Origin of the sequence: Sphingobacterium sp. UBA3549 (assembly GCF_002376635.1) — a bacterium.
In the GTDB taxonomy this organism is placed as follows: Bacteria; Bacteroidota; Bacteroidia; order Sphingobacteriales; family Sphingobacteriaceae; genus Sphingobacterium.
Window position 1 is genome coordinate 302,823 of record NZ_DFOE01000028.1, and the last position, 17,413, is coordinate 320,235.

Genomic DNA, 17,413 nt, shown 5'->3' on the forward strand with positions numbered 1-17,413 from the left:
CAAGCGATTATTACAATGTCAATGTTACAAATTTAAAAGCAAAGCAAAATTAATTTTAGAAATTCAAAAAAATTGGAAAATAAAGATCCTTTACCACAGATAAACCATCGATTTGTGTCAAGAGTATGGATAGCCGCAGGCATCATATCGTTTATAGTCGTCGCCCTCCTGCTATCTTGGAAAGCCAATCAGGTGTTCTTGTATACTTTAGCTGGTGCCATCATTGCAATATACTTTCATGGATTTGCAGGTTTAATCGCCCGAAAAACAAAGATATCCCCAAAATGGTCACTTCCACTTTCTATCATTTTGTCGATCAGCTTTTTATTTGGAACTTTTTTTCTAATTGGAGCCCGCGTTACAGGTGAGGTGGTTCAGTTTACCAAAGAAGTTCCTAGCCTAGTAGAAGATGCTAAAAACTTCATCGAAGGCAATAGTAACATAAAACTGATTTATGAAAAAATAGCTTCTTCTAAAATAGTCGAGAAAGCTTCACTATTATTGGGTGGATTTTTTAATAGTACAGTCGGCGTTTTTGGAGATATCTATATCGTACTATTTATTGGAATTTTTTTCACGGCGGCTCCCGACCAATATAAGACTGGCATTGTAAAGCTTCTTCCAGCCGATATGCGTTTACAAGGTAATAATTTGATAGAAAAAATTGTAAAAAATCTCAGGTCTTGGTTAAAGGGAATGCTATTCTCAATGTTCGTTGTGTTTGTACTTACGAGCATTGGACTTGCTATTCTGGGTATAGATTTGTGGCTAGTATTAGCTCTTATTGCAGGGCTATTAAGTTTCATTCCCAACTTTGGTCCGATTATATCGATTATTCCAGCAGCTCTTGTTGCCCTTTCAAAATCCCCATCTACTGCTTTGTGGGTGATTGTGCTTTATTGTTTTGTTCAGCTGGTAGAGAGCAATTTTATTACACCCTTGGTGCAACAGGAATTGATCAAAACGCCCCCCGCCTTAATTATCATTTCGCAAGTATTTGTCGGGATCTGGCTTGGAGCCTGGGGGGTTATACTTGCTACACCAATTTTGGTCATTGTTATGGTGTTGGTACAAGAACTTTATATTAAAAAGCAGGATCAAAGGCAGTCACTTTCTAAATAATATTAAGTCCGTCTCTGCATACTTATAGCAGTACTATCGCTATCGACTAACTTCGGTATTCAGCAAGGTACGGGAGCAAAAAAAATCGCTCGTTAAGCTGAGGCGACGAGCGATTTGAGATTTAGATTGGAGAGTTTTAATCCAATAGACCATATACACGGACATAATCTATTTCGAACGTTGCGGGGAATATTGTATCATCTACGCCCTCTTTGCCGCCCCAGTTTCCGCCGACAGCGAGGTTAAGTAACCAATGGAACTTTTGGTCAAAAGGCCATTCTTTGAAGCTCCTATTTTGATTGACAAAGTGAAAGATCTCTTGTCCATCAATGAAACCTTTTATATATGTCGGTGTCCAGTCTACACGATAGCTGTGAAATTCTTCAGAAACACCAGACACCTTTTTTTTACTCGTTTTCTGTGTGTTTATGCTATGATTATAAGCTTGGGTATGCACCGATATATGCACCATATCCTGATCGTATCCGACATGTTCAAGTATATCTATTTCGCCCGATTTAGGCCAATTACCATATTTCATATGAGTAGGAAGCATCCAGATCGCTGGCCAGGTACCAATCCCTCTTGGCAATTTTGCACGCGCCTCAAATCTGCCATACTTGAAGTCTCCTTTATTCTTGCTGGTCAGCCGTGCAGAGGTATAGGGGGTGTCCTTTTTATTTCCTTTTCTCGCCATAATCTTAAGGACACCGTTTTCCACGATGGAATTTGATGCTGAAGCCTCCATGTAATACTGCTGTTCATTGTTGCCCCAGCCGTTGTACAAAGAACCGACATCATAAGACCATTTGGTTTTATCTGGCAATCCTGAGTAATTAAATTCATCAGCCCATATTGGTGTTGGCGAAAAATGATAGGTTATCTCATTTGCTTTACCTGAATTTGACTTGACAAAAAAGGGGATGTTGGCGGTCGCTACCTTGTTATTTCCATCGTTTGCATAGACGAAGAGCCGATAGGCGCCTTCTAGAGGAGGAGCCGTCAAGAGTGTCCTGTCAACTGCATTATTTTGTATAAAGCCACTTAATCCCTGCGGACGCTCTTCACGGTCGCCACCTTCTTTAAGGTCTGTGCTTTCTTTGAGAAGCTCCCAACGTATCTGTAATTTATCGCCGTCGGGATCATGTACAAAGGCTTCTATAGGGTAGGATTTACCGGATTCAAGGTAGATAAAATCTTTTGCATGCCTATGATTCAATAATAGAGAGTCTAACTGCGGGGCCCGATTACGGGGCCATTGGGCCGACCAAAGGTACTGCATAACATCGACAACCTCATTTTCCTCACCTTGCTCTGTGAATAATCCATACCATGTTGGTGTACGTTCCTGTTTTTGTCCCCACAAAAAGACATAAGAGCCCAGACAGTTTTTATCTTGTCCGATAGCGGCTTCGTATCGGCTTTTGTAGACTTTCGCTTTTTCGTGGCTGGTCTCTTCAATCGGAGCTCCCCAAGGTGTTTGCAGGCATTCCCAATGGCCTGTAGGTCCCCATTCTGTCACAATATAGGGTTTATTCCATCCCGTCTTTTTTAATTGCTCAGGAACAGCGGCAAGGCCACCATATACTTGTACAGCAATCAGGTCCAGTGCTGGGCACCTGGTTTTGATATAATCAATTTCCTTTTGATTCACACCGGCCAGCATGGTAGTAACCAGATGATTGGGATCTAATTCATGGATCATCTCGGCGATCGAATTGACCGCATCCCATACTTTTGGGTTACTGTAATGTAGGTTGAGCTCGTTGCCGATTCCCCATGTTAGCAATGCCGGATGATCCTTATATTTCAGGATAATTGCGCGAACATATTCTTTTTGTTTGGCAACAGCTGCGGGATTATTGTAATCGAAGCCATGGCGTTCTGTTTTCACATCAAGCCCTAAGGTGACTGTAAGGCCCAGCGTTTGTGCTTTATTTAGGATTTCATCAGCTTGCTGGGGTGTCCATGTGCGTATGGAGTTGCCTCCATACGCTTTTAATTTTTCTAGATTGCTTGTTCCGCCTGCTCCTTTAATGAAGTACGGCTGTCCATTACGCATTATTGTAAAACCATTGTCAACTTTAACGATTGTCGATTTAACGGGTTTGCCTTGCTTTCCCAATCCATAGGAAAGGAAAAGTACGTTTAACAATATGAATATTAGTAGTCTTGCTGCTGTCATCATCTATCGAAAGTTAGGGTTTGCATCTATCTGAGTTTGCGGAATAGGTATGTACTCACTGACACCAGGGGTGAATTTTGCGCCGAAGACTTCTTTGGCACGCTCGGTACGGACCAGGTCATTAAAACGCTCGCCCCACCATTCGCAGGCAAATTCAGCTCGACGTTCATCCAAGATCTGATTTAAATTTACATTTGTAATCGGTGCTAGTTTTGCGCGTTCACGAATCAAACGAAAAGGCTCATCTCCATTTTGTCCCTTCCTGACCTTCGCTTCGGCATTTAATAAAAGAACATCCGCATAACGCAATATACGTACATTATTGTTTGCTCCATATTCCATTCGGCCTGCTGTCATCTGCGATTTTGGGAGATAGGCTTTACCATTGAAATATTTTACGCCAAAAGGATTGCCATAAACGACATCGCCACTTGGAGTTAACGATGTAGTCGCCGGATTGCCATCTACGCCACAATATAAAATTGTTGTTTTTAAGCGTTCCGTTTCACCTCTATTGGTTAAGAAATCAACGATGTTTTGCGATGGTGGTACCCAGCCTGCTCCGGAGATTGGGCTTCCTTTTTGATCCCCAGAAGGGCCCTGCCATTTAAAAAAGGTACCCCAATCGACGCCCGGACGAACAATATCTCCGGTCCCTAAGCCGAAATCAGAATATTGCAGCTCAAAGATAGACTCGTTTGACAATTTTCCCGGTATTTTAAAGAGCTCATAGTAATTTGGGTATAGCGAAAAGCGACCGCTCGCAATAATTTTGTTTGTTGCATCCAGAACATCATTCCAGTGAGCACTACCGTTATCATTCCCGGCCAAATCAGCAGCTGCCTTCGCTTTCAAAAGAAGTGCAGAATATTTAGTTACCGCCCCAATGTGCTTCGATTGATTTGGACGAGCATCTTCAAGATCTTCCGAGCAGGCATTCATTTCATCAATGATAAACTGACGTACTTCTGCTACCGTACTTTTTTGGATCGTAGCCAAACGGCCAATGTTATCGCTGTCAATAAGGATAGGTACATTGCCAAACAGGCGTGAAACCATCAGGTGAGCATATGCTCTTAAAAACCTGACTTCGGCTTTGTACTGTCTATTCAGTTTTATATCCCCCGCATTGGAAACTGGAATTTTTTCAGCAAAATTATCCAATTCGATCAAAGCATTGTTTGCGGCGATGACGAGACTGTAATAACTGATCCAGGATTGATTTATTCCCCAGTAAGATTGAATAGTAACATCATTTTGAAAGTTTTTGATGCCCATTAATTCGGGATTATCATTTGGATTCGGTGCGGCCTGCTGGTAGTCGTCATCGCGCATACAGCGAATGGAAAGATCAATCCAATGGACTAGGTTATCGTCGGAAGCCGAACGATATACACCAGATACGGGGCCGTACATTAAGGCGGTGTTGCTATAGTCGATCTCTTCCGATCGCTGCTGGTTTTCTAAGGGTTTGTCCAAAAATTTATTACAGCTAGATAGGCTAGAAGAAAGACCTAAACAACTTGCAATCAGGATATATTGAAAAGTTTTCATGCAGTTTAAATTAAAAGGTTAATAATTAGAACGATACTTTGACACCCAAACTATAAGAAGAAGCGATCGGATACACATTGGCGTCAAATCCCATTCCAGCTATTTCGGGTGTAAAACCATTATATTTTGTAAATATAAAAGGGCGGTCGGCAGTTGCGAACACACGCGCGGGTATTTTATTGAGTTCAAAATTATAACCCAATTGTATATTTTGTATCCGTAGGTATGCTCCACTTTCGACAAAAAATGAACTTGCCTGAAGATTCCAAGGGGCAACGGATCCTTTGGCAGATGGGTGCGTATTACTGCTTCCTTCTGCGGTCCAGAGGTTTTCCACGAATGCGGCGTCGACATTCATCTGATTGTATTTTCGGCGCATTGCACGATTAAGATTATGGATCTTGTTGCCGGCTACACCTTGAAAGGCGATGCTCAGATCAAACTTTTTATAATCAAATGCCAGGTTAAATCCATAGGCTATCGTAGGAAGATAATTGCCGAGGTTTACCCGATCCTTTTCATCAAGCTCACCATTATTGTTCTGATCCTTATATTGAAGATATCCAGGTAAAATTGGTGTGTTTGGATTCTGTTGGTTGTATCTTTTTGCTATGGGATCTGCATCAATTTGGGCTTGATTTTGATAGACACCGGCTACTTCATAGCCGTAGAAAAAGTTTATGGGTTGATTCAATTCTATACGTGCAGGGAATTCAGCAGACCATTCTGGATAACCATTCATTATGTTTTCTAGTCCACCTAGATTCGTAACTCTGTTTTTTAGGGTAGTCAGGTTTCCGCCGATCGCATAGCTCAATTCACCAATTTTGTCTTTCCATTGCAGACCAATTTCCCAACCACTGTTTGTCACACTTCCCCAATTGCCATATACACGATCCCACGAAAAGGGGATAGGTCGGCTAAAAGCAAGGTCATGTGTAGTGAGGTGATAATAATCTACCGCGCCAGTCAAACGATTATTCAGCAAGGCAAAGTCAATTCCGCCATCCCATTCTTCAACAACTTCCCAGCGTACTTGAGTGAAAAAACGGCCGACACGATATCCAGGTACGCGCGTTCCGTTGGTAGTCCCTTCGCTTCCAAATATACCAGAGTAGTTATTGCCTGAGTAAACTGTGGCATAGCCCGCATTAGGCTGAATACCATCGTTTCCCAATTTACCCCAGCTTCCGCGCAATTTCAGCTGGTTGAAAAGCTTTTGATTTTCCATAAACTTTTCCTTGGTCAATACCCAGCCTAGGCCCACCGATGGAAAATAGCCCCATTTTGTTTGGTATTTTGAGCTGCCGTCTGCACGGAATGTTGCTGTCAGCAAATATTTGTTGTCATAATCGTAGGTACCTCTGGTAAAATAGGATATTCCGGCATTTCGGAATCCCTTTTCTCCATATCCTGTGGCCGAACCCGTACCTTGCGCATCTACGCCTACATACCAAAACTCCTCCGATTCTGGCACGTCATTGGCTTGTACCCAAGTTTCCCGCCAGCGTTCCTCACGTGATGATTGCCCGAGCAACAATGACCAGTGATGTTTACCCGCCTGATCTTTATACGTTAGGAGATTGTCCAAAATATAATTGGTGTTGCGTGCTTGTGCTGAACGTAAAAAGGAGCGGTCATTGCGCTGATCATTGTCAATGTAGTAAACAGGATTATAGTTTATAGTATGTGTGGATTGATACCTCTGGCTCAGCTGCGAACGAAAAGTGATCTTGTCCTTCCATAATGTTGCTTCGAGATAAATCGTCGGAAGAATCTGGAAGCCCTTTGTTTGATTCGTATTATAAAAAGCTGTCGCTACCGGATTGTTATACCAAAATCCGGATTGCATCCCGATGGCGGTACTTGATCCAAATTTTTCTGGTTTGGCCAATTCCAATGAGGGGTCATAAACAGGGTAGAGTGGCGATGCGAAATAGGCTTGTCTAAAAGCTGCATTATTAGGCGAGTAGGTCCTGAAGTTATTGATGTGTGCGCTAAAACCCGCTTTCAGCCAATCTGTTACTTTGGCATCTGCCTGCAAGCGGATATTGTATTTTTGATTCATATTGCTGGCATCCATGATGCCCTCTTGTTTGACATAATTGAGTCCCATGGAATAGGTGATTTTATCAGACCCACCCATAATGTCCAGGTTATGATTGGTGATCAGCGCCTTAGAGCGCAGGAGCTCTTTGAACCAATCCGTATCCATCGCCGGGTTGGTCGCTGTCCCGCCATATTTTTCCACCGAACTTTTTACAAAGGCCTCATTGCCAATGGCTGTTGCATATTCCGCATATTGCTTTGCATTAGCCATTTTCAAAACATGTGTCGGTGCTTGGAAACCAGCGAAGCCATTATATGTAACTTTTCCTTTCATATTTAAGCTTCCTTTTTTTGTGGTCACCAAAATGACACCATTTGCGGCACGGACTCCATAGATTGCTGCACCAGAAGCATCTTTTAAAACCGAAATGTCGGCAATATCATTTGGATTGAGGAAATCAATATTGTCCATGAACATGCCATCCACCACATATAAAGGACTTTCATTATTAAAAGAGCCAACGCCACGTACACGAACAGAGGGAGAAGATCCGGGCGCGCCCGAACTTACGATTTGCACACCAGCAACAGCGCCTTGTAGTGCATCCATTGGGTTTGAAACAGTACGTTTGGCCATTTCTTCCATATTTACCGTTCCTATGGGCGCTGTTAGGTCGCCCTTTCGTTGGGTACCGTAGCCTACAACTACAACTTCATCCAGGTTAAAGTCGCTGTTGTTTTGCATGAGCTGAATCGTTAAGATATCTCCATTTATGGGTACTGTCTTCGCCTCATATCCTAATGATGAGATAATGAGGTATTTGACGTTTGTAGGAATAGCGAGTGAAAATTCCCCATTTTCATTGCTGCTTGTCCCGATCGTTGCATTTCCTTGCACAGTAATGCTGGCCGAGATAGGAGAACCTTTTTCGTTTGTAATCCGTCCAGTCACTGTTTTAGTCTGTGCACTTACTATATTGGATAGGCAAGAGAACAGTACAGTACTGGCAATAATACTGATATTATTTTTCATGTGTAATGAATTGAAATTTAGGAATTGTTTATAATTATCAAGAATCAAAATTAGGCTTAAGCAGCTTATTGCAGAATTTTAGAGGTACAACAACACTACTTCATGTTGGTTTTTTCGGCTGCAATTCAATATATTTGGGGTACGTCAAGTTTACGTCAGCCAATTGAAGGGAATTATTATGAGGTGTTTTGCCATTCTGTTTTTTATACTATTTTCTATTTTTTCAAACACGCTATCTGCACAGGAGTTACTTGGCTTACCTTTGGTTTATAATTATGGTAAATCGGTCTATCAGGGGGGAAGTCGCACCTGGGATATAAAACAAGATAGCCATGGCATCATGTACTTTGGTAACAGTGAAGGGCTACTAACCTTTGATGGACGATATTGGAAAACATTTTCCCTCCCCAATCATACCAATATCCGTTCTGTCTGGATTGATGATGAGGATCGAATTTATGTTGGCGGACAGGGTGATTTTGGCTATTTTGAGCGTTCGCCGCAATTTGGACTCGTTTATCATTCCTTACACGATCTCGTTCCAGAAGGATATCGGAATTTTGCGGATATCTGGAATACGGTTGGCGTAGGGCAATCTGTTTTTTTTCGCGGTACCAATGCGATATTTGAACTAAAGGGACAAAAGATTCAAGTACATCCGGCGGCGGCTGAGTGGTATTATATGGGGCAGTCGGACGGCATACTTTATGCGCAGGATAAAAGCAATGGTTTGCTGGAGTTTCGCGATAATAAATGGAATCCCTACATAAAAGACTTACCGTTTAAAGATGTGAAGATCGCATCCATGCTCTCCCTTGGCAAGGGGCGTTTGTTGCTGTCTACTTTAAATAACGAAACCTACAGCTTACAGAACCGGAAGCTGACAATACTGCGTACCCAGGGGGGCGACGGCAGCTATACACCGTCCATAGGGAAAATAGATGACTCAACCTTCGTCGTCGGTAATGCCAAAGAAGGTTGCCAGATCCGTAGCCTCAATGGCAAAACAATTCAAAAGATTGGTGTCAGGGAAGGATTGCAAAATAAAAATGTCACTTCCGTATTTGTGGACAGACAGAAGAATATCTGGGTGGGTACAGACAATGTCATCTCTGTGATTAGCTATGGAAGTGCCATTCGCTATCTCCGGCCCAATATGGAGAATGATGTGACGGGATATTCTACACTTCTCTTCAATAATAGACTTTACCTTTCCTCCTCGAATGGAGTTTATTATGCTGGAATAAAAGAAGGATTGACCGATCAAAGCCGTTCACCAGCTTTTTTTTCCCTTCTTCCGGGCAGCGATGGTGGCGAAGCATGGCGCCTTGAACAACTTAATGGTCAATTATTACTTGGACACAACAAGGGTTTATTCCAGATTACGGATCATTCCCTAAAGCCAGTTCGGCAGGGGATAGGAACTTGGAAGTTGCTTCCGCTTAGTATGGTTTATCCGGTAAAAGAAAGTTTAATAGGAACCTATAATGGCCTCGAGTTGCTTGATTTTAATCAAGGCTTATTCTCGATAAAAGGCCCGCTGGATGGAGCTTCTGACTCTTTCCGATTTCTCGAACAAGATGAAAAAGGGACCATATGGGCATCTCATCCCTATCGGGGTATTTACCGGATTACGCTTTCGGACGATAAGAAATCGTATCAGGCCAAACTCTGCAATCATAAAGACGGGCTACCTGCCGATTATCAGAATTATGTATTTAAAATAAAAAATCAGATTGTATTTGCGACGGAGAAAGGGCTTTATCGCTACGATTATAAGATAAATCGCTTTTTGCCTGCAGAACAGTTCGTAGCGTTTAAAGACTTGACCATACGTTATCTAAAAGATGACCAGGAAGGAAATGTCTGGTTTTGTACAAGGAAAATGGTTGGGGTAGGGCGATTTGATTCCAAGCTTCGAACCTATCATCTTATTAATTTTCCTGAGATAGAAGGGATGAACACCACAGGATTTGAACATATTTATGCTATTGATCAACACAATATATATATAGGAGCAGAGAAAGGGGCAATTCATATCAATTATGATAAGTATTTGAAACATAGTGTAAGACCTGTAGCGATGTTATCTCAAACTATTGCAACAGGAAAAAGGGATAGTCTTATTTATGCAGGTTTTTTTTCAAATACCTTTGAGTCAAAGGAGCAGCCAGTCAATGCTAAAAAAGGCAACGTCCTAAGGTTACCTTCCATTTTTAACTCTTTCCGATTCAGCTTTTCCTCACCAAGTTATGGGATAAATCAGCATCTTGAATTCAGTTATAAATTATTGGGTTATGATGACGAATGGTCTTCATGGAGCCCGCAGTCTGAAAAGGCCTATACCAATCTGTCGGATGGACAGTATACATTCCTTGTGAAAGTAAGGAATAATTTAAACCAGCAATCCGATGTGGCCGAATACCGATTTATCGTTTTACCCCCATGGTATAAGACCCTATTGGCCAAAATGGTATATTTTCTATTGGCTATACTCGCTGTGTTCGGCTTGATTCATCTGCGTAAGATAGAGAGACACAAACAGCAGCTGAAACATGAGCAACAGTTAGCGCAACTCCGTTATATCCATCAGCTGGAAATTGAGAAAAATGAGAAAGAAATCGTGAAGTTGAATAACGAGAAATTAGCACATGAAGTGATGTCCAAAACGAAAGAACTAGCGAGTACTAGCATGCAGTTGCTTGAAAATTCGGGTGCATTAATCAAAGTTAAGGATGAAATCGCAAAGCTTGATACTGGCGATCACGGAGACTCTAATTTGAAACGTATTCACATGTTATTGAAGGATATTGAAAAGAATAGCGCAAACTGGAACCAATTTGCGAGTCATTTTGATGAGCTCAATGATGGATTTTTAAACAATTTGAAAGCAAAGCATCCAGCATTATCTCGAAATGATCTCAAAGTATGCGCGTATTTAAAATTACATTTTACATCCAAACAGATTGCTCAGCTGCAGAATATTACCGTTAGGGGAGTAGAAATTCATCGTTATAGACTGCGCAAAAAATTGCAGATCGAAACAGAATTATCTTTAAATGAGTATTTAAATACAATTTAATTTGAGACATTATCTATTCCAAAGCGCGATTATATCTTAATAATCGATACGTATCTGTCTTGTTGTCTTTATCAACTTCAAGTGTGGTGGCAAAATTAGGAAGGAAAGTTACGGTATCGACTGAATGTAACAATGAAAAATGAATTACAACATCAAGTAGTAAAACCTAACAGCCCATTAACGGAATTTGTTGAAAGTTTTTACTTTTGGAAATGAACAATCCATCATTGTAAGTGCAAAGGGAGAGGGCAGTTTAACATTTTATACCGGTTGCAAAGTGTCCGAAAATTGAGTGCAGGACAGCGGTATTGAATTTAATGGCAAAAAACAGGTTTTTGTGTGGTTTAAGGTTGCTTTCGCATCGTAGCGTGAGCAATGGCAAGAACTTTTTTCAGGTAATACCATTTGGTGTATCCCGTGTCCACAATTTCATTTTCCATTGCACCAGACTTGGCCGACATTACCTCACTTGACAATGCTTGGCGATGCAGCACATTGCATGCCACCATATGCCGGTGAGTGAGTAAACCAGGCAATGCAGGACGCTTTTGAGTTAGCAGAAAATTTAACAAGCGATAACTTTCCGGACATTCAAACTGCCATCGCACATTATGAAAAAAAATGCAGGCAAGAGCTTCATTGGTAACTTGCGATACGTTGAAAAATACTGAAATATTACACAGCGAAAATGGGCTTATTAAATTGCTTGGAATGTTTAAATAGTTTCTATTCCGTTAGACTGGCCACAATTTCTTGTTTTGATGGTTCACGAAGAATGATAATCTGATTATTTTTAAAAATTATAAGGCCGCTTTCATTAAATTTATTTAGCCACCCCATCATGGGCCAGACTCCCCACTTTTGAAAAAATTGAGTAGCGTTGGTGACAATGGATTTGAAGTGGTTTAAAGGTGGATTATAACTTGGGTGATATTGGTGATACGCCAATGCATCAATTGTGATATGAGCTATACTGTTTTTCCTTGCGCTGAAGCCAAAATCCGTATCTTCAGCTCCATATCCAATATAGTTTTGATCGAATCCACCAATTTTATTGAAAGTCTCTTTGCTACACCCAAAATTGAGTGACCAGAAGAGTTCGTAACTAAATTGATCTAACTCGTTCCTGACAGGATCGGGCCTACTGTTTTCCATTAATTGCGACATCCAGTCAGGTTTATCTGCAAACCCTTTTTTTAAATACCTAACCCGGCCACTTAATAAAGCATTCTTTTTATTCGAGTAGGGCAGATACTGCTCGATTAAATTTTGTGCAGGAATGCAGTCTACGTCTAAGAAGATATTAAATGAAGAACTGGAACTTTTTATAGCCATATTTCTTGCTTCGCCTAAATTTAAATGCCCTTCTGTTTCCATTTCTACAGTATTTACTCTAAAGGGATATTCATTATCTTCAAACGGGTAAGCACGTTCATTAATAAACACGATCACTATTTCTACCGGTAAGATAGAATTTTTGGCGAGCCCGTTAACCAGGTTTATTAGTGCATGATGGCGTTTATGTACAATTGTCAATACGGACACCGGAGCAGTAGAGTACATATTTTTAATTTGATAATGTTTTAAATAGTTGTGAGTGCAGTTTCTTAAGCTGCGTTGCAATTTCAAAAGTCGCTTTTGGATTCATCAATTTTTCCCAGGCTTCAATCTTCAACTTTTTTGTGTTTTCAATGATATGTAACCAGTTTGCCTGAAGTAAATCTTTCTCTTCTACTACCTTGGCTACTCCTGCATTTTCCAAAAGTTTGGCCTTTATTTTTTGTTCTTCAAAAGGCCTTTCTGCAGGTATACAAATAATTTTTTTTCTTAAATCACCCAATTCCATTATGCAGTTATGGCCCGCATTGCTTATTACGATCCCGCAATTTTTAAGTATAGGGTATGCATCCTTTGAATTCCCATAATAACTGACTCCATCAATAGCTTTATAATTTTGTATGGTACCCAGTATATGTAAATTGGATGTTTGCGGTAGATCCCTCCTAATTTGAGCAATGAGCGGCCAATCAAAACATGTGCCACCTTGGCCAAAGAAAATAGCGATCTGATTTTCCGAGCTCGAATTCTCTTCAATTGACATTCCGCTATATTTAGAGAACCCACCTGAATAAAATGTCTTCTGTATAAACTCCTTTTCGATAGGCTGCGCCATTGATTTTGCGTAGGGTGCCAGCAAAAGAGATGCGCTTTCATAAGCCAGGGAGTGCGGAGTGTCAGAACGGTCACCGTGTTGTCTCACCACTACGGTTGGTATCCCACAGAGACGGGCTAGTAATGCGATTTCGACAGACACATCAACGATAAGTAAGCAATGGTTATTATTTTTGAAAAAATTTATTATTAGATCGTTTCTATTCACTATCCCCTTCACATTAAGAGGGGCATAATGTAAAAAATTTAGCTCACTACTTGTCCAATCCCTATCGCTATCAGAAGGCGTGTCAAATGGCAGTTCGATAGTTAAGATATCTTCCGGTAACACATCCTTATAAGTTGCTAATGAACTACCAAAAAAGACCACTTCGTTATGGGGAAGTTGCGCTGCTATCGCTAAGGCTCTAGTCAAATGACCTGCCCCGTGGTGATGGATATAAAAAGCGTACTTATAAGGCATACTTACTTTCGCAATTTTCGATGACTTGAGCAAATACATTTTCATAGGAGGATACCATTTCTTGAATATCCAATGCTGATTCAGCATGTGCTCGACAGGCTTTTCTAATAAGCTGCGCCGCATCATTTATGCATTTTGCCAATTCAACCACCGAGCACGACGCTGTAAGACATCCAGTTTCGTTATTTACAATCTTTGGCAGTGCTCCTCTAGCGAAACCCGCAACTGGGGTTCCGCACGCTAAGCTTTCGGCGACAACCAAACCGAAAGGTTCTTCCCAACAAGGCGTAATCACACTTACCGCTGCATTTCCAATAAGGTCATTAAGTTCTTCGTGTGTACAGTGCTCTACCCACTCAGCGCTTTCATCTAGAAGCGGCTTAACAAAAGTTTCAAAATAATGTTTGTCGGCAACTGAACCCGCTATTTTAATAGGCCTTCCGGCCAATTTTGCTGCTGCGATTGCAAAATGGGTTCCTTTATCAGGATGGATTCTACCAAACCATAATACATAATTCCCGGCATTTTTAGCTGTAAATATCCATTTATCCAGATTGATACCATTTTGTATGACCTTGCATTCGGTGATATAAGGCTCCCACGAAGAAGCATTCGTTTCCGACACAGAGACATACGTTAGCTTTTTGTAGCGATTTGCTGCCAAAATAGCCCTTTTCATCTCAAAGATGGGAGGAGTATGCAATACCGTTACCATTGGCGTTTGCATAAGGGTTGCCATAGTGATCGGTACATAATTTAAGCTATTGTTAAACACTACATCAAAATCATATTGGTCTATCTCTTGCATCAGTTCCAAATAAGCGTGATGTGTAGAGATAAAATCCTCACTTAATTCGTGAGAGCGAAATCTGCTTAATGTTTCCATATCATAATCTACATCGCTAAGAATAGAATGTACATTTAGATTAGGATCCGAATGCTCACTCGCAAACAAGGTAACCTCATGTCCCCTTTGCAATAAAAGTTTAGTTACTTCGTATGTAAAGGCTTCCAGTCCGCCCATAAATGGTTTGCGGATGGGATGTTTTAAATGAGCAAGCACTGCTATTTTCATAATATATTGAATGTATATATGCTGGCAACGTCACCATGCTGATTAGAACACGGCCAAGAGAAATTGGTTCACCACTATTTAAAATTATTTTTGGACTATCCCGGGCCAGTTGCTTACATGGTTAATACTGCGATGCAATATAGGGTTGTCTGTAGTTTAGTTAGTCGAGTTGTAAGGTCAATATTTGTATTTTGATAATTAGAAACAAAGACTGTTAGCTGTTGTTATATCTTTTTTTACGCTTTAGGTATGTTTACATTAATTTTATAAGACTCGAGATTATCCTATCTATTGCCGTCAATAACTATGGCAGTTGATTTCGTTGTAGACATTTATTTTTAAATTTGTGTTTAACAATAGTTTAAAATCTATGCGCAAACGGACGGTATCTATTCCTATTAGAACCTGGGGTCGAGATTACGGTAATGGCATAGCTGTCATTAATATGGAGTCGGAAATTCCAGGAAGTAAAGAATTCAATTATGCACATCGACACGATTATCACCTTTTCGTATTGCAGGAAAGTGGCATCTCGCATACCGAAATTGATTTTAAGCAATATTTCATAGATCAGCCTACTATTATCTATCAATCGCCAAATCAGGTGCACAGGGCTTTGAAAGTTAAACAGTTAAGTGGTTTTATAATGACCATGTCCAATGAAAACTTACATGCGGATTATTTGAAAATATTGCAGATGAATACACCTGTCGAGCCATTAACTTTATCCTCAAAGACAGATTTAGCAATTATACGAGAAGCTTTTTCTTTATGTAAAAAGCTATTCGATCGAAGAGATGACAAACTATACGATCGCCAGGTAAGAGACAGTTGCAATACCTTAGTTGGCCTATTTATGTCGCAATTTCTCAAACAAACAAAAGACGCAGAGAAACTTTCGCGTTTTGAAATAGTTCATAAGGCATTCACGGGTTTACTTGAGCAAAATTTTGTGAGCATGAAACGTCCCGCAGACTATGCCGCAGCATTAAACATCTCCGTTGCTTATCTGAATGAGTGCGTGAAGAACGCAACAGGTGTATCCGTTTCATATCAGATACAACAACGAATTATTTTAGAGGCTAAGCGCCTGCTTTATCACTCAGATAGATCCGTAAAGGAGGTTGCAATTGAATTAGGCTACGATGATTATCCTTATTTTTCGCGACTATTTACAAAAGTTGCAGGAGTTACCGCTTTGACATTTCGTAGAAAAAACCACGATTAATCCCATACTTACTCTCATCTGTTCTTTTTTATACGATCGAATCTCGTGTACTTTGCTTAAACAAAATGTAATATTATGCCAAGTGCACCAAAATGGTTATTTGATACTTTAGAGTTCTTAACGCCCAAGCTACCCTTGATCGAAGTTATTGAAACGGTCTTTTTATCAAAATCTGTTAAGAAGATTTGTTTTAAAGGTGATTTAAAAGACATAAAATTCGCGGTCGGCTCCTTTATCGACTTTAGGGTGAACGATACAGAAGCGCGAAGATATTCGGTTTCTTATTCAGATATTGAAAAGGGTTTGTTTGAATTCATCATTTATTTGAATGGTAAAGGTTGCGGAAGTAGTTTTATGGCGAACGTAAAGGTGGGCGACAAAATAGTTATGTATAAGCCGAGAGCGATAAGTAGGTATTATGATAAAACAGCGCGAAGGTTTGTGATTTTTGGCGATGAAACTTCATTAGCACTTGCTGTTTCTTTTCTTCCGGTTTTAAAGGAGAATAAGCGACAATTTCTGTTCATTTTTGAATTAGACGAAGAGAACAAAGAAGTTCCAAAATTATTGGGTTTGGAAAACTGCCTTATATTTCCCAAAAACTTTTTGTTCAGTAAAGAGGACTGGCTAAGCGGAACACCGATAATTAATAGCTCGGATTGGCACGAAGCCAGTTTTGTGTTGACCGGGAACGTAAAGTCGGCTCAAACGTTTCGAAAAATCATTAAAGAGAAATCAAATGGTAACATTTATTTACATGGCTATTGGCTAGAGGGTAAAAAGGGATTATAGCATTAGCACTTTAGCATTGCTATCGGGTACGATGGAGAAATGTCAACATGGCCAATATCACATGATCTCCAGCGCTATATAGTAAACTGATCTTATGAAGCTGCCTAACCGTAGAGAACTAGGTGTATAGCGAAATTAATGTTACAAAAACAAGCTGTAAGTTCTGATGGTAATCATTCTTGAAAAATAGATTTACAGCCGAATCTTAGTGTGATAGTAAATACGAGCGATGCAAAAGTATAGTTGTTATGAGACTTTTATAAACTCACCATTTTCACTTACTACTTCGTTACCCCATTTCGTGATGGCTTCCAGAACTGGAAGAAGGCTTTTCCCTAAATCGGATAGGCTGTAAATTGTCATTATAGGAGGTTTCTCTCCATATACCCTCTTCGTGACTAAACCATCTTTTTCCAATTTCTTTAATTGCAGACTCAATGTCATTTCCGTAATTGTCGGCATTTCTTTCCGAAGCTCATTATACCTTTTTGGCATATCTTTTAAATGATATAGGATAACGGCTTTCCATTTTCCACCCATCAAATCCATTGTTAGACTGACTGTACAAGGGTAACTTTTCCCTTTAAGTGTCACGTAATCGCCGGTACATTCTGTTTTCATGCTACATTTATTTCGACCTATCCATCTTGATAGTTAT

At 40.3% G+C, this 17,413-nt stretch carries 12 protein-coding genes; 4 read left to right on the forward strand and 8 right to left on the reverse strand.

The genetic code is table 11. The features are described from left to right. Positions 1-72 precede the first annotated feature (72 nt). Positions 73-1,122, forward strand: coding sequence for an AI-2E family transporter (locus B2W36_RS14775; RefSeq protein WP_293888377.1), 1,050 nt, complete (start codon positions 73-75; stop codon positions 1,120-1,122). A gap of 136 nt (positions 1,123-1,258) precedes the next feature. Here the strand turns inward: B2W36_RS14775 and B2W36_RS14780 are convergent, their stop codons facing one another. The 3 genes from B2W36_RS14780 to B2W36_RS14790 are packed head-to-tail and all read right to left on the reverse strand — an operon-like array spanning position 1,259 to position 7,943. Next, complete coding sequence (locus tag B2W36_RS14780) at positions 1,259-3,310, reverse strand: family 16 glycosylhydrolase (RefSeq protein ID WP_293888379.1); 2,052 nt, start codon at positions 3,308-3,310, stop codon at positions 1,259-1,261. After that, complete coding sequence (locus B2W36_RS14785; protein WP_293888381.1) at positions 3,311-4,861, reverse strand: RagB/SusD family nutrient uptake outer membrane protein; 1,551 nt, start codon at positions 4,859-4,861, stop codon at positions 3,311-3,313. It lies immediately after the preceding gene. A 25-nt stretch (positions 4,862-4,886) separates the two neighbouring features. Further along, the gene (locus B2W36_RS14790) at positions 4,887-7,943 is read right to left on the reverse strand and encodes a SusC/RagA family TonB-linked outer membrane protein (RefSeq protein WP_293888383.1); all 3,057 of its coding nucleotides are present in this window, start codon (positions 7,941-7,943) and stop codon (positions 4,887-4,889) included. A gap of 178 nt (positions 7,944-8,121) precedes the next feature. Here B2W36_RS14790 and B2W36_RS14795 point away from each other — a divergent pair, with 178 nt between their 5' ends. Next, on the forward strand, positions 8,122-11,025 hold the full coding sequence (locus tag B2W36_RS14795; protein WP_293888385.1) for a triple tyrosine motif-containing protein: 2,904 nt from the start codon (positions 8,122-8,124) through the stop codon (positions 11,023-11,025). A 344-nt stretch (positions 11,026-11,369) separates the two neighbouring features. On the opposite strand, the gene B2W36_RS14800 is transcribed toward B2W36_RS14795, so the two are convergent. From B2W36_RS14800 to B2W36_RS14815, 4 genes are all read right to left on the reverse strand, one after another. Beyond that, positions 11,370-11,633 carry a hypothetical protein gene (locus B2W36_RS14800; RefSeq protein WP_293888387.1) on the reverse strand — a complete coding sequence of 88 codons (264 nt, stop codon included), beginning with the start codon at positions 11,631-11,633 and terminating at the stop codon, positions 11,370-11,372. Between the two features lie 118 nt (positions 11,634-11,751). Next, positions 11,752-12,588, reverse strand: a complete 837-nt coding sequence (locus B2W36_RS14805; protein WP_349678862.1) for a glycosyltransferase family 2 protein — start codon at positions 12,586-12,588, stop codon at positions 11,752-11,754. 4 nt (positions 12,589-12,592) lie between these two features. Beyond that, positions 12,593-13,660, reverse strand: a complete 1,068-nt coding sequence (locus B2W36_RS14810) for a glycosyltransferase (protein WP_293888391.1) — start codon at positions 13,658-13,660, stop codon at positions 12,593-12,595. Further along, positions 13,650-14,735: a glycosyltransferase family 4 protein gene (locus tag B2W36_RS14815; RefSeq protein ID WP_293888393.1), complete on the reverse strand. Its 1,086-nt coding sequence runs from the start codon at positions 14,733-14,735 to the stop codon at positions 13,650-13,652. Before B2W36_RS14815 ends, B2W36_RS14810 begins: the two co-directional genes overlap by 11 nt. Before the next feature lie 370 nt (positions 14,736-15,105). Between B2W36_RS14815 and B2W36_RS14820 the strand changes: the two genes are divergently transcribed. Next, entirely contained in the window at positions 15,106-15,963 is an 858-nt protein-coding gene (locus tag B2W36_RS14820) for a helix-turn-helix domain-containing protein (RefSeq protein ID WP_293888394.1), read from the forward strand. Between the two features lie 75 nt (positions 15,964-16,038). After that, positions 16,039-16,755: an FAD-binding oxidoreductase gene (locus tag B2W36_RS14825; protein ID WP_293888396.1), complete on the forward strand. Its 717-nt coding sequence runs from the start codon at positions 16,039-16,041 to the stop codon at positions 16,753-16,755. A 246-nt stretch (positions 16,756-17,001) separates the two neighbouring features. On the opposite strand, the gene B2W36_RS14830 is transcribed toward B2W36_RS14825, so the two are convergent. Further along, positions 17,002-17,376 (reverse strand): winged helix-turn-helix transcriptional regulator, encoded by a 375-nt coding sequence (locus B2W36_RS14830; RefSeq protein ID WP_293888398.1) that lies wholly within the window; start codon positions 17,374-17,376, stop codon positions 17,002-17,004. Between the last annotated feature and the right edge of the window lie 37 nt (positions 17,377-17,413).